Origin of the sequence: Mesorhizobium sp. M1312, assembly GCF_040318115.1 — a bacterium.
Classification (GTDB): Bacteria; Pseudomonadota; Alphaproteobacteria; order Rhizobiales; family Rhizobiaceae; genus Mesorhizobium.
On sequence record NZ_JAMYLQ010000001.1, the window covers coordinates 159918 to 173951 of the forward strand.

A 14034-nucleotide genomic window follows, 5' to 3' on the forward strand; every position below is an offset into this window, starting at 1 on the left:
GATGTCACGGCATGGATCCTGGGGTCTGCGCCGCGTCGCTTCGCTCCTTGCTCCGCCCCAGGATGACGAAGCGAGAGGCGTTTCAGCTAAATCTTCAACGCAGGCGATCCGTCATGGGCGCAGTGCCCGACCCGTAAGCCTTGAGCGCCATGGACTGCTTTATTCCTTCGGCTCGACCGGAGGCTTCGCCTCTTCGGCCGGCTTGTAGAGATAGAAGAACTGCCAGACGGCATAGCCGGCGAAGCCGAGCGCGATCGTGCCCCAGAACGGCGCGCCGGTGGCAAACTCGACCACGGACCAGCCCAGGCATACCGCGACGATGGCAACGCGCCGCCACAAAGGCCGGAAGAACGGATGCTCGGAGTCCTTCATCGGATCAGCCCTCGCATCGGAACAGCCCGTCGCCGGAGATACTGCATTCAAGCATTGGGGAAGCCCTGTGTTTCAACCGTGTAGCCGGCAGCAATCATCACCCGCATCAACTCCTTGTAGCCGACTTGCGCCATCTTGAGCGGGGGATTCTTCTTCGGGTCCTGCTCGGCTTCGACCACGAACCAGCCTTCATAGCCGTAGTTCGCTAGCCTTTCCACAATGGCGCCAAAATCCAGCGAGCCGTCTCCCGGCACCGTGAAGGCGCCAAGCGCCACGGCATCGAGGAAGGACTGCTTGTTGCGATCCAGTTTTTCGATCACCCCCATGCGCACATCCTTCACATGGACATGGTTGATGCGCCGGTGATGGTTGTCGATGGCGCGCAGCACGTCACCGCCGGCAAAGGCCAGATGGCCGGCATCGAGCAGCAGGGGAATGCCTTCGCCCGAGTAGCGCATGAACGCGTCGAGCTCCGGCTCCGTCTCGACCACCGCCGCCATATGATGGTGGTAGGACAGCGGCATGCCCTGCTCGGCGCACCATTCGCCGAACTGGGTGAGGCGCCTCGCATAGGCTTTCATCTCGTCATCCGAAAGCCTGGGCTTGGTCGCGAGCGGCTTCGAGCGGTCACCCTGGATGGAGCGGCCGACCTCGCCATAGACGATACAAGGCGCGTTCACCGCCTTGAACAGATCGATCATCGGCTGGATGCGATCCTTATTCCCCGCCATGTCTTCGTCGACCAGCGTACCGGAGAACCAGCCGCCGCAAAGCGTGACGTCGGCCTCTTTCAGGATCGGCAGCATGATCTCCGGATCACTGGGAAAACGGCGGCCCATTTCCATGCCGGTGAAGCCCGCCGAGCGCGATTGCGCCAAGCACTCCTCCAGCGACACGTCATCGCTGAGTTCCGCAAGATCGTCGTTCCACCATGCAATGGGGGACATGCCCAGTTTGGCTTTCAAGTCGTCACTCCAATTTTCTTAAACTTGGATGTCAGCGTTGCCCCTCATCCGCCTGCCGGCACCTTCTCCCCGTCAAAACGGGGAGAAGGGACAAGCTCCTACATTGGCGACCCCCTCTCCCCGTTCTTCACGGGGAGAGGGTAAGGGTGAGGGGCAGCGCCGACATCAATCTCCAATCTTCTGCATCTGCCGCTTTTCATCATAGGCCCGGCGCGCCGCATTCACTTGCGGGCGCACCGAGACTTCCGGCACGGCGACATCCCACCAATGGCCGCCGACATCGGTCGAAACCAGAGGATCGGTGTCGATGACCAGTACCGTCGTCTTGCTATTGTCTTTCGCCTTTGCCAGCGCCGTTTCCAGCCCGGCGATCGACGAAACCTTCTCGGCGATGGCGCCGAGGCTTGCCGCATGCGCGGCGAAGTCGATGTCGGGCATAATCTCGTGGCGGGCGTCCTTCAGCAGATTGTTGAAGTTGGCGCCGCCGGTCGCCATCTGCAGCCGGTTGATGCAGCCATAGCCTCGGTTGTCGAGCAGCACGATGGTCAGCTTGAGACCGAGCATGACCGAGGTCGCGATCTCGGAATTGAGCATCAGATAGGAGCCGTCGCCGATCATGACGACGACCTCTTCGTCGGGCTTGGCCATCTTGACGCCGAGCCCGCCAGCGATCTCGTAGCCCATGGTCGAGAAGCCGTATTCGGCGTGGTAGGAGCCGGGCGCGCCGGCTTGCCAAAGCTTGTGCAATTCCCCGGGCAGGCCGCCGGCGGCATGAAGCAGTATCACGCCGGAGCCCATGGCGCGCTGCACGGCGCCGATCACCTGCGCGTCGGACGGATAGGCGGCATTGGTCGACGCCGTCACCTTGCCGGCATCGGCCTGCCAGTCCCTCTTGCCCCTGGCCGCATTGTCGGTCCAGGCAGCCGGCGCCTTCCAGCCGTTCAGCGCCGCGCCAAGCTCGGCGAGCCCTTCCGCCGCATCAGTGACCAGCGGCAGCGCCTGGTGCTTTCCCGCATCGAAAGGCTGGACGTTCAGCCCGATAATGATCTTGCCGGAATTCTTAAACAGCGCCCACGAGCCGGTGGTGAAATCCTGCAATCTGGTGCCGACGGCAAGCACGACATCGGCTTCTTCAGCCAGCCGGTTGGCAGCCGAAGTGCCGGTGACGCCGACCGCGGCCATGTTGAGCGGATGATCGTCCGGAAGCGAGGATTTGCCGCCCTGCGTCTCACAGACCGGGATGCCGGCGCCTTGCACCAGCTTCGCCAGTTCACCGGAAGCCTGCGAATAGAGCACGCCGCCGCCGGCAATCACCAATGGCTTCTTCGCGCCCTTCAGTGCTGCCACCGCGGCCGCCAGCTCCTGGCGGTCCGGACGCGGCCGGCGTTGGTGCCAGACCCGTTCGGCAAAGAAGCTCTCGGGGTAATCATAGGCCTCGGCCTGCACGTCCTGGCAGAGCGCCAGCGTCACCGGTCCGCATTCGGCCGGATCGGTCAGCACCTGCATGGCACGCTTCAGCGCCGGGACGATCTGCTCGGGCCGGGTGATGCGGTCGAAATAGCGCGACACCGGCCGGAAGCAGTCATTGACTGTCGCCGTGCCGTCGGAGAAATCTTCGGCCTGCTGCAGCACGGGGTCGGGGATACGATTGGCGAAGACGTCGCCGGGGAGAAACAGGACGGGCAACCTGTTTACATGCGCAAGTGCCGCCGCCGTCACCATGTTGAGCGCGCCGGGGCCGATCGAACTGGTCGCCGCCATGAAGCGGCGACGGAAATTGGCCTTGGCATAGGCGATCGCCGCATGCGCCATCGCCTGCTCATTGTGGGCCCGGAAGGTCGGCATTTCGTCGCGGACCTGATAGAGCGCCTCGCCGACGCCGGCGACGTTGCCATGGCCGAAGATCGCCCAGACGCCGCCGAAGATCGGCAGTTTCCTGCCGTCGATCTCGGTCATCTGGCGGGCAAGAAAGCGGGTCAGCGCCTGCGCCATCGTCAGGCGGATTGTCTTGGTCATGGTGTTTTCCTCCGCAGTCCTTATGCCGCGCCTTCTTATGCTGCCTTGCGGCCGCGCGCGGCAAGCCATGCCTCGGTCAGCCTCTCGAAGCGCGACGCCATGTCGGCCACCGCCTCCTCGTCCGACATCTTGCCCGCAAGCCATTGTTCGGCTGCGTTGATGAAGATGGTGCGGCCGACGGCGAAGCCCTTGACGATGGGCGCCTTGGCGGTGGCGGCGAAGGCCGCTTCCAGCTCGTCCTGCGGCGCTTCCAGGCCGAGCAGCACAATGCCGCGGCACCACGGATCGTTCTTCAGGATCACCGCCTCGATCTTTGCCCAGGCGCCGGCTGAAGCCTGCGGTTCGAGCTTCCACCAGTCGGGCTTGATATCAAGCGCATAGAGCTCCTCGAGCGCGCGCGGGATCGTCGTGTCGTCGAGCTCGCCGTGCTTGCCGGCGATGATCTCGATGAGAAGTTCTCTCCCCACTTTCCGCGCGGCCTCGAACAGGCTTTTGAGCTTCTGCTGCTGCTCGGTCTTCAGCGCCTCCCGGTCGTCGGGGTGATAAAAGCACAGGCATTTGATGCAATGGTCGACCGGCCACTCGATCAATTGCGAGCCGATGTCCTGCGAGAATTCGAAACGAAGCGGGCGAGATCCGGGCAGTTCGACTGGCCGGCCAAGCCAGGCGAAGGAATGGCGGGCGAATTCGAACATCGCCTCGCGGCCGTATTTTTCGTCGAGCAGCATGCCGTAACCGGCGCGACCAGCAGCAACCTTTGCCGCCGCCTTGACCGTCAGCACCTTGAAATCATGGATGCGCGACGGATCGGCGCCGGCTTTCGCGGCGACATCGTCGAGCTGGATACGGTGGTCGCAGGCCAGCGCCATCAACGAGGGAATATCGCGCCGGCGCGTCGTCGCCCAATGGATATGGTTGATAGCCTCGTCCTTGCGCAAGGCCAGATGCTTGCTGCCGTGTTTCAGGAAGAACTGCAATTCCTCGAAGGTCGGGTATTCCGGCGCGCAGAGCAGCCGCGACACGGCGAAGGCGCCGCAGGCATTGGCCCAGGTCGCCGCCGTCTCAAGGCCTTCCTCGCCGAGCCAGCCGCGCAGGAAGCCCGACATGAAGGCATCGCCGGCGCCGAGCACATTGTAGACCTCGATCGGAAAGCCCTTGCCGACGATGCCGTCTTCGAGATCATCGCTGATCGGCCCGTCATAGACGATGCAGCCCATGGCGCCGCGCTTCAAGACGATGGTGGCCTTGGACAGCGAGCGGATCGTCTTCAACGCGCTCAGGCAATCGTCAGTGCCGGAGGCGATCATGATCTCTTCTTCAGTGCCGACGATCAGGTCGCAATCAGGCAGCACCGATTTCAGCTGCGCCGAGACCCGGTCGGATTTCACATAGCGCTCGAATCCTTCGGCATGGCCGGCGAGACCCCAGAGATTGGGGCGGTAGTCGATGTCGAACACCACCTTGCCGCCCTTGGCCTTAATAGTGCGGATCGCCTTGCGCTGCGCGGCATCGCTGTTGGGTCGCGAAAAATGCGTTCCGGTGACGACGATCGCGCGCGCCGAAGCGATGAACGCTTCATCGATATCGTCTTCCGAAAGCGCCATGTCGGCGCAGTCGGAGCGATAGAAGATCATCGGCGAGACGCCTTCGTCCTCGACCGACAGCAGCACCAGCGCGGTCAGCCGGTCCGGGTCGGTCCTGAGGCCGGTCACGGAAACGCCCTCGCGCGTCAGCTGCTCGCGGATGAAACGGCCCATCTGCTCGTCGCCGACGCGGGTGAGCAGCGCCGAGCGCAGGCCGAGTCTAGCTGTGCCGACCGAAATGTTGGCCGGACAGCCGCCGACCGACTTGGCAAAGGAGGTGATGTCCTCCAGGCGCGAGCCGATCTGCTGGCCATAGAGATCGACGGAGGCGCGGCCAATGGTGATGACGTCGAGCGGCGCATGTTTCGCGTCCACGGCTTCGCCCATTCGAACCTCCCATCATCCTTGTTGTCTTGGGTAACACGCGCGAGCGGCAGCGTGGCGCCAGCAATATGAAATAATAATTCCAATCCATAGTCAATATGGAACGAGCGTTCCTTTGCCGAAAAGTGCCGTGCGTCGGGCCTATCTAGGCCTTGCGCTTGCGGCCGGCATCGCGGCGCTTCTCGCCAACCGCGACGGTCAGCGCCATGGCCAGCGCCATCGTCGCCGACAGCGAGCGGAAGCCGGCGAAATCGGCCTCGGCGACCTCGAACCAGACCTTGGCGAACTGGGCGAGCGGCGAAAAGGAACTGTCTGTGATCGCCACGATCGGAACGCCTTGCTCGGAAATGACGCGCGCCTCCTCGATGGCCGCCGGGGCATAGGGTGAGAAACTGATGGCGATGACGGCATCCCTGGGCGAGGCAAAGCTGATCATCTCGGCGTTGAGGCCGGCGGCCGATTCGATCAGCTGGTTGCGGATCTTGAGCTTGCCCAGCGCATAGGCGATGTAGGAGGCGACCGGATACGAACGGCGCTTGGCCAGCACATAGATCGTCTCCGCCTTCGCCAGCAGGGCGATCGCATCTTCGAAATGGTCTTCGTTCAACCTCCCTGAAATATCGTTGAGCGAGGTGCTGGCCGCGGCGACGAAGCCGTCGAAAATCGCCCGGTGACCGGCGCCTTCCTCGGCCTTGGCGCGCAATGCCGCCAGCCTTTCGTCATAGGACGAATTGCGCTCACGCAGGCGCTCGCGGAACACCAGCTGCAGGCTGGTGAAGCCGTCGAAGCCGAGCTGCTGGGCGAAGCGGATCAAGGTCGAAGGCTGGACGCCGGCGGAGGCGGCAATGCTGGCGGCGGTGCCGAAGGCAATGTCGTCGGGATTGTCGAGCGCATAGGCAGCGATCTGCGCGATGCGCTTGGGCAGGCTATGGCGCCGTTCCAGGATCGTCGTACGCAGCGTCTCGAAATCGCGGGGCACCCGTTCGTCCATCGTCGCTCCGCCTAGGCCCATCAGTCGATGCCGTGTGTGCCCCATCATAGCGAGCCTGTGCAAGAAGGCTATAAAAAATGAGGCATGCGTTCCATTTCTGGATAAAATGGACTAATTCATCCACACAAACTTTCTGGCGACGGAGACAAGGGAAATGGTCGGAGTCGGTCTTATCGGCACAGGCTTCATGGGCAAGTGTCACGCCATCGCCTGGAACGCGGTCGGCACCGTCTTTCCCGACGTGGCCAAGCCAAGGCTGGTCCATCTCGGCGAGGTCGACGAGGAGCTTGCCAAGCGCCGGGCGACCGAATTCGGCTTCGCCAAGGCTTCCGGCGACTGGCGCGCCGTCGTCAACGACCCGGAAGTCGATGTCGTCTCGCTGACCACGCCCAACCAGTTCCACCCGGAGATGGCCATCGCCATCCTCGAAGCCGGCAAGCATCTGTGGTGCGAAAAGCCGATGGCGCCGAGCTTTGCGGAGGCGCAAGCCATGGCGGCGGCGGCGCAAAAGTCCGGCAAGGTGGCGGCTCTGGGCTACAACTATATTCAGAATCCCGCGATCCGCCATATCCGTGCGCTGCTTGACGAGAAGATCATCGGCGAGGTCAATCATCTGCGCATCGAGATGGATGAGGACTTCATGGCCGACCCGGAGGCGCTGTTCTTCTGGAAGCACGAGGCAGCGTCCGGTTACGGCGCGCTCGACGATTTCGCCGTGCATCCGCTGTCGCTGGTCGCCGTGCTGTTCGGCCGCGTCGCCTGCGTCATGTGCGATATGGCAAAACCCTATGCCGATCGCCGCGTCGCGTCGGGCGGGCGCCGCGCGGTCGAGACCTACGACATCGCCAGCGTGCTGATGCACCTCGAAAACGGCATTGCCGGCACCTTGCTGGTCAACCGTTCGGCCTGGGGCCGCAAGGGCCGCATCGCCATCCAGATCTTCGGTTCGAAGGGCTCGATCCTGTACGACCAGGAGCGAATGAACGAGTTCCAGCTCTACCTTACCGCCGACCGCCCGACCGAGCAGGGCTACCGAACCATCCTGGTGGCGCCGCACCACAAGCCCTACGACGCCTTCCTGCCGGCGCCCGGCCACGGCCTCGGCTTCAACGACCTCAAGATCATCGAATGCCGGGAGCTTTTGACGCGGCTTGCCGGTAAGCCGGCGCGGATCATCGATTTCGACGAAGGACTTGAGATCGAGCGCACGGTGCACGCCATGGCGCGTTCGTTCGAGGAACAGCGCTGGGTGGATGTTAGGTAGCGCCGCCGTTGGCTCCCCTTCTCCCCTTGTGGGAGAAGGGGAGCCGAGCGAAGCTCGGTCGGATGAGGGTGTTGGACGGATCGCTACCTTCGAGTTTATAGCACTTAAAATCATTCAATATTTTAACGCAGCACTCCTTCCAACAACCCTCATCCGGCTCGGCGCTACGCGCCGATCCACCTTCTCCCACAACAAGGGGAGAAGGGGAAAGCTTCAGGCGGCGCCCGGACGGCTGGCGACCATGGCGCGTCGCGCCAACCGGCGCCGCTTGACGGCGTCGGCAAGGCCGTGCAGCACCGTCTCGGTGGTTGCCCAGTCGATGCAGCCATCGGTGATGCTCTGGCCATAGACCAGCGGCTTGCCGGGCGTGACGTCCTGCCGGCCGGCGACGAGGTTGCTCTCGATCATGACGCCGATGATGCGCTCGTCGCCCGCCGCGACCTGGCCCGCCACATCAGCCGCCACCATCGGTTGGTTCTCCGGCTTCTTGTTGCTGTTGGCATGGCTGACATCGATCATCAGGCGAGGTGCGCCGCCGGCCCGGGCGAGTTCCGCGCAGGCGGCGGTGATGCTCGTCGCGTCGTAGTTGGGCTGAATGCCGCCGCGCAGGATGACGTGGCAGTCCTCGTTGCCGGTGGTCGTGGCGATGGCGCTGCGCCCGCCCTTTGTCACCGCCATGAAATGATGCGGCTGGGCGGCGGATTTCACCGCTTCGGCGGCGATCCGCAGGCTGCCGTCGGTGCCATTCTTGAAGCCGACCGGGCAGGACAGGCCGGATGCAAGTTCGCGATGGATCTGGCTCTCTGTCGTGCGCGCGCCGATCGCGCCCCAGGCGACGAGGTCGGCAATGTATTGCGGGGTCGCCATGTCGAGGAATTCGGTCGCTGCCGGAAGGCCGAGATTGTTGACGGCGGAGAGCACGTTGCGGGCCAGCCTCAGTCCTTTGTCGATGTTGAAGCTGCCGTCTAGGTCGGGATCGTTGATCAGGCCCTTCCAGCCGACCGTCGTGCGCGGCTTCTCGAAATATACGCGCATCACGATCTCCAGGCGGTCCGACAGGCTCTCGCGCAGCCCCGCCAGACGGCTGGCGTAGTCTACGGCGGCGGCCGGGTCGTGGATCGAACAGGGGCCGACGACAACGACCAGCCGGTCATCGGCGCCGGTCAGCACGGCGTGGATGGCGTTGCGTGACGCGGCAACGGTTCGCGTCGCCGTCAGCGTGCGCGGTATCTCCCGCATCACCTGTTCCGGCGTACTCAGTTCTCGGATTTTCTTGACCCGAAGATCATCTGTGGTGGTCAACACGGCTTTCTGCTCCTGGTTGGGAGACCTGCCGGCTGAAACAAAAAAAGCCGCCAGGTCTGGCGGCTGTTCGGATGTTGTTGCTGCAATCTTCAGATCGAGCGCAATCCTCCCGCCGCCAGCGAGCTGCTAAAGTACCAATACGTGGCGGTCAGGTTGATCATGGAGCTCATATAGTCGAAGCCGTGGCGATTGTCACGTGCCTGATTGGGAGGAGGTCTACTCCAGCCCATTCGCGATTGGCTGAAGCCCCCGAACTTCGTCATCCTAGGGCGAAGCAGGAGCGAAGCTCCGTCGCCCGTTACCTTGGCCAAGGAGAGCAGCGGAGCAGAGTTCTGCACCGCGGCAACGCGTTGAAGTCACGGCGTGGATCCTCGGGTCTGCGCTGCGTCGCTACGCTCCTTGCTCCGCCCGTGGATGACGAAGTGATGACGAGGGCACATCGGTCGCCTTCAACGCCCAACATGCTGCGCCGAGCGGTTCATGCAGTCCAGGGATTGAAGAGTTCAATTCCAAAGCCTTCGAAATCGTTCGTATTACGCGTTGCCAAGGTGAGCTCCTGCGCAATCGCAGTGGCCGTCCATCGACGACAGACCGCGACCGCGGCGCTTCGCTAGGCCCATCAGGTCGCCCCAGGCCAAGGCAACCAGTTCGTCCACCGGAAGAACCCTCTGTTCGAAGCGCTGCGGCAGGTCTTGAGCGAGCCATTCGGCCAGTACCTCGCGTTTCCGGCCCTCATCCATGAGACGCCGCGTCGGATCTTGGCGATCGACACGACGCTAATGAATGAGCGATCCTCATCAAGCTCGTCCAGCCAGTCCAGAACGCGTGCGTCCGGCGCCGGCCTTGTCACCTCGGACAGGACATTCGTGTCGAGCAGTAGCCTCACAGCGGCGGATCACGCGGTTCGTCGCGCTGACGCTCAAGGTTGAGATCGGCGCCGCACAGCGGCGACTCCAGCAGAAACTCCGCAAGCGTACCCTTGCGCGCGGTCTTCCGCTGCCATTCCTCGGCCGAGACGACAACCGCGGTTGGTTTGCCGTTTCTGGTGATCGTCTGCGGCGAAGACTGCGCGCGCTCGATAACCTCCGAGAGCCGGGCTTTTGCCCCAGCGACCGTCCAATTGGTATCCCCTTTGGGCGCAGCCAGCATTTCGACCTCCGTGACCATTCTGACCATCTTGACTATTTGGGAATGGCAATACGGCGGCAACAGGGAAGGAGAGGGGTTTTTTTCAGAGCCAGGGTACATCTCGGCCGACGCATGGCCGAGCTGCTTCCGGACGTGAGGCTACTCGGCTGATCCTACTCCGGCGACGATCCGGCGACGTTCTGGTCGTAGTCGACCAGCGATCCGGTCATGACGCCTGATTGCGGGCTGACCATATAGCTGATCAGTCGGGCAAGCTGGTCCGGCTTCACCAATTGGCCCATCGGTTGCGCGGCCTCGGCCTTTTCCAGCCAGTCGTCCGGCGCGTCGTGCCATTTCTTCTGTACGATCGCCTCGCCCTCGGTATCCATCCAGCCGGGCAGCACGGCGTTGCAGCGGATGCGATTGCTGCGGTAGGCATTGGCGACATTCTTGGTCAGCGTCATCAGCGCGCCCTTGCTCGACGAATAGGGCGTCAGGAACGACTGGCCGCAATGCGCCGACATCGACAGAACGTTGACGATCGAGCCAGGCGCTTTGCGGTCGAGCAGGTGTGCCACCACACCCTGCATCAGGAAGAAAGGGCCGCGCACATTGGTCTGGAAGATCTGGTCGAATGTTTCCTCGGAGGTCTCGACCAGTGAACCGCGGGCCGAGGTGGCGGCGGCGTTGACCAGCGCGTTGAGGGTGCCGAAATGAGCGATCGCCGTTTCGACGACCCGCTTGCAGTCGGCCACCACTGAGACGTCGGCGCTGATGAAGATGACGTCGACGCCGTTTTTCCCAAGTTCGGCGACCGCCTTGTCGCCTTTCTCCCTGGAACGGCCGACCAGCGCCAGGGCGCGGCAGCCCTCATCGGCCAGCGCCTCGGCGACGGCGAAGCCGATGCCTTGCGCGCCGCCGGTGACGATGGCGCGTGTTTCGGAATTGCGACCGGCGGAACCGTTCATCGCCTTGCTCCTGTGCTTGATAATTAGACTGTCTGGTCGAGGCGGACGGTCTTGCCTTCCCTGGCCGACTTCAGCGCCGCGTCCGCCAGCCTCAGCGCGACGAGCCCGTCCTTGCCGCTCGGCGCAGCCTTCTTTCCTGACGTCGCCGCCGCGATGAAGGCGGCGATCTCGTTGGCATAGGCGTCGAGGTAGCGGGTCATGAAGAAGTCGTGCAGCGGCGGGCGCGTATAGCCCTTCTCATTGGCCAGTTCGATCGACACCGGCCGCTGGTTCTCGGCCGCAACCATGCCTTTCGAGCCATGCACCTCAATGCGCTGGTCGTAGCCGTAAGTGGCCCGCCGCGAATTGGAGATGATGCACTGCTTGCCGGAGGCGGTTTCGAGAATGACGCTGACGCTGTCGAAATCGCCGGCCTCGCCGATTTGTCTGTCGACCAGCACCGAGGCATGCGCGCTGACCGCCACCGGCTCTTCGCCGAGCAGGAAGCGCGCCATGTCGAAATCATGAATGGTCATGTCGCGGAAGATGCCGCCCGAGCGGCCGATATAGTCGAGCGGCGGCGGGCCGGGATCGCGCGACGTGATGGTCACCATCTCGACGGTGCCGATGGCGCCGTCGTCGATCGCTTTGCGCACGGCGGCGAAATGCGGATCGAAGCGGCGGTTGAAGCCGACCATCAATGTGGCGCCGGTCTTGTCGACCACGGCCAGGCATTCTTCCACTCTGCCGGCGTCGAGGTCGATAGGCTTCTCGCAGAAGATCGCCTTGCCGGCCTTGGCGAACCGCTCAATCAGATCGGCATGGGTGTCGGTCGGCGTGCAGATGATGACCGCATCGATATCCCCGGCTTTTTCGATGGCCTCGATGGTGCGAACTTCCGCACCATAGGCCGACGCCAGATCCGTCGCCGCCTTCTCAAAGGCGTCCGCCACGGCGACCAATTTGGCCTGCGGATTGGACCCCACGGCGCGGGCGTGGACCTTGCCGATGCGGCCGGCACCGAGAAGAGCGAAGCGGAGAGGCATGGGAATTTCCTTTGAGGATTGTTCGAAAATAGAAGTGCGTCTTTCCTGCACCGTTCAGCGCGAGGCGCAGTAGATTTTCTTATCGCGGCAGATCGGCGACGGGTCGATGACCCGCGCCGGCATCCGCCTTAGGCCGCAAGTTCGGCCTCCCCGGTCTTGGCGCCGGTGATGTATGAGACGACGTCGTTGCCGTCGGTGTCCTGCTTGCGCAGATTGGCGACGATGCGGCCGCGCCGGAACACGACGATGCGGTCGCACAGATCGAACACCTGGCGCATGTTGTGACTGATCAGGATCAGCGGCTCGCCATTGGCTTTCAGCGTGCGGATGATGTTTTCGACCTGCATCGTCTCCTGCACACCAAGTGCTGCCGTCGGCTCATCCATGATGATGAGCTTGGACGCAAAGGTAGCGGTTCTGGCGATCGCCACGCACTGGCGCTGGCCGCCCGACATGTGGCGGATGGTGTTGGAAAGGTTGGGAATCTTGACCGCCGTGCGGATCAACGCTGCCTCGGTCGCCTTACGCATGAACTTGCGATCGAGGATCGAGAAAGGCCCGAGGTTGAAAAGCACCTTTTCGCGGCCGAGAAACAGGTTCGACGGCACGTCGAGATCGTCGGCGAGCGCCAGGTTCTGGAACACCGTTTCGATGCCCGCCTCGCGCGCCGCGATCGGGCCGGCGAAGTTCACTTCCTTGCCGTCAAACCAGACCTTGCCGCTGGTGCGCTGCTCGACGGCGGTGATCTGGCGCACGAAGGTCGACTTGCCGGCGCCGTTGTCACCCATGATGGCGACATGCTCGCCCTTGCGCAGTTCGAAGTTCGCGCTTTCCAGCGCATGCACGCCGCCATAGTATTTGGTCAGGTTTTCGGTCTTCAGGACGATGTCTGACATGATCAAGCCCTCATTGCCCGCAGGCGCTGGCGCCACTGGTCGAGAACGACTGCGCCGATGATGATCACGCCCTTGACCATCTCCTGGTAGTAGGCATCGAGGCGCAGGAAGGTGAAGCCGGAGATGATGACGCCGAAGATCAGCGCACCGATCACCGTTCCGATGATCGAGCCGCGGCCGCCCGACAGCGAGACGCCGCCGATGACCGCCATGGCGATCGCGTCCAGTTCGTACATCACGCCCATGCCGGCCTGAGCGGTGAGGTTCTTGGAGCTCAGCACCACGGCGGCCAACGAGGCGAGGATCCCGGCAATGACGAAGACGAGGATCTTGTGGTTCTGGACATTTATGCCGGACATGCGGGCGGCGTCCTCGTTGGAGCCGATGGCATAACAGTGCTTCCCATACCTGGTGTATGACAGGATCAGCTGGAACAAAATCGCCAGCGATATGAAGATGATGACCGGCATCAGCCCCTTGCCGATGGCGGCGAAACTTTCGGTGGGAAACGAGATCGGCTGCCCCTTGGACCACCATTTGGCGACGCCGCGCGCGGTGACCATCATGCCGAGCGTGGCGATGAACGGCGGAATGCGGGTGTAGGCGACCAGCGTGCCGTTGATCAGGCCCGCCAGCAGGCCGCAGCCGATCGCGACGAGCACCGGCACGATCACCGGGAGGTCGGTCCAGCCCTGCTCGATGAACATCGCTTTGGGATTGGGGTTCCCGTTGACCGTCGCCACCTGGGCGAAGCTCATGGCGATCATCGCCGTGGCGCCGACGACCGAACCAGAGGAAAGGTCGATGCCGCCGGAAATGATCACCTGCGTCACGCCGATGGCGATGATGCCGACGATCGACACCTGCAGGATGATGATCTGCAGGCGCGCCTCGTTGAAGATCGTATCGACGTTGGCGCGGGTGTTGAACAGGAAGCTGTCGCCAAGAAAGACGCGGCCTATCAGCTCGAAGGCGCCGACGAGAATGATGAGCGCCAGGAAAACGTTGAATTCGGCAGGCCATGTGCGCTTCTTCGCATCATAGCTCAGTCCGCCGACGCCATGGGTTGTCTGTGCCAAATCTGCTTCCTCCGACCGCATCGGCCCGAAAATCGGAATCGATTTTCGGAAAGCACGA

The 14034-nt window shown here is 63.1% G+C and carries 12 protein-coding genes and 1 pseudogene; 1 reads left to right on the plus strand and 12 read right to left on the minus strand.

Annotation, left to right across the window (positions count from 1 at the left end; translation table 11 throughout):
* Positions 1-159: 159 nt before the first annotated feature.
* From NKH36_RS00820 to NKH36_RS00840, 5 genes are all read right to left on the minus strand, one after another.
* On the minus strand, positions 160-372 hold the full coding sequence (locus NKH36_RS00820) for a DUF3329 domain-containing protein (RefSeq protein WP_352959688.1): 213 nt from the start codon (positions 370-372) through the stop codon (positions 160-162).
* 47 nt (positions 373-419) lie between these two features.
* Positions 420-1337 (minus strand): myo-inosose-2 dehydratase, encoded by a 918-nt coding sequence (iolE, locus tag NKH36_RS00825; RefSeq protein ID WP_352959690.1) that lies wholly within the window; start codon positions 1335-1337, stop codon positions 420-422.
* 165 nt (positions 1338-1502) lie between these two features.
* On the minus strand, positions 1503-3353 hold the full coding sequence (gene iolD / locus NKH36_RS00830; protein ID WP_352959691.1) for a 3D-(3,5/4)-trihydroxycyclohexane-1,2-dione acylhydrolase (decyclizing): 1851 nt from the start codon (positions 3351-3353) through the stop codon (positions 1503-1505).
* A 35-nt stretch (positions 3354-3388) separates the two neighbouring features.
* Positions 3389-5323, minus strand: coding sequence for a bifunctional 5-dehydro-2-deoxygluconokinase/5-dehydro-2-deoxyphosphogluconate aldolase (locus NKH36_RS00835; RefSeq protein ID WP_352959692.1), 1935 nt, complete (start codon positions 5321-5323; stop codon positions 3389-3391).
* Between the two features lie 142 nt (positions 5324-5465).
* Positions 5466-6311 carry a MurR/RpiR family transcriptional regulator gene (locus tag NKH36_RS00840; RefSeq protein WP_165848405.1) on the minus strand — a complete coding sequence of 282 codons (846 nt, stop codon included), beginning with the start codon at positions 6309-6311 and terminating at the stop codon, positions 5466-5468.
* A gap of 154 nt (positions 6312-6465) precedes the next feature.
* Between NKH36_RS00840 and NKH36_RS00845 the strand changes: the two genes are divergently transcribed.
* Positions 6466-7575 (plus strand): Gfo/Idh/MocA family protein, encoded by a 1110-nt coding sequence (locus NKH36_RS00845; RefSeq protein ID WP_352959694.1) that lies wholly within the window; start codon positions 6466-6468, stop codon positions 7573-7575.
* 213 nt (positions 7576-7788) lie between these two features.
* Here NKH36_RS00845 and NKH36_RS00850 read toward each other — a convergent pair whose 3' ends face one another.
* The 7 genes and pseudogenes from NKH36_RS00850 to NKH36_RS00880 form a co-directional block, all read right to left on the minus strand.
* Positions 7789-8880, minus strand: a complete 1092-nt coding sequence (locus NKH36_RS00850; RefSeq protein ID WP_352959696.1) for a 3-deoxy-7-phosphoheptulonate synthase — start codon at positions 8878-8880, stop codon at positions 7789-7791.
* 478 nt (positions 8881-9358) lie between these two features.
* Positions 9359-9766: pseudogene (locus tag NKH36_RS00855) on the minus strand (type II toxin-antitoxin system VapC family toxin).
* Positions 9763-10029: a type II toxin-antitoxin system Phd/YefM family antitoxin gene (locus tag NKH36_RS00860; protein WP_352959698.1), complete on the minus strand. Its 267-nt coding sequence runs from the start codon at positions 10027-10029 to the stop codon at positions 9763-9765. The pseudogene NKH36_RS00855 and the gene NKH36_RS00860 overlap by 4 nt, the downstream one beginning before the upstream one ends.
* A gap of 152 nt (positions 10030-10181) precedes the next feature.
* Positions 10182-10976: an SDR family oxidoreductase gene (locus NKH36_RS00865; RefSeq protein ID WP_352959699.1), complete on the minus strand. Its 795-nt coding sequence runs from the start codon at positions 10974-10976 to the stop codon at positions 10182-10184.
* A gap of 23 nt (positions 10977-10999) precedes the next feature.
* Positions 11000-12001, minus strand: coding sequence for an inositol 2-dehydrogenase (gene iolG / locus NKH36_RS00870; protein ID WP_352959701.1), 1002 nt, complete (start codon positions 11999-12001; stop codon positions 11000-11002).
* A gap of 128 nt (positions 12002-12129) precedes the next feature.
* Complete coding sequence (locus NKH36_RS00875) at positions 12130-12897, minus strand: ATP-binding cassette domain-containing protein (protein WP_352959703.1); 768 nt, start codon at positions 12895-12897, stop codon at positions 12130-12132.
* A 2-nt stretch (positions 12898-12899) separates the two neighbouring features.
* On the minus strand, positions 12900-13976 hold the full coding sequence (locus NKH36_RS00880; RefSeq protein WP_065011676.1) for an ABC transporter permease: 1077 nt from the start codon (positions 13974-13976) through the stop codon (positions 12900-12902).
* Positions 13977-14034: the final 58 nt, after the last annotated feature.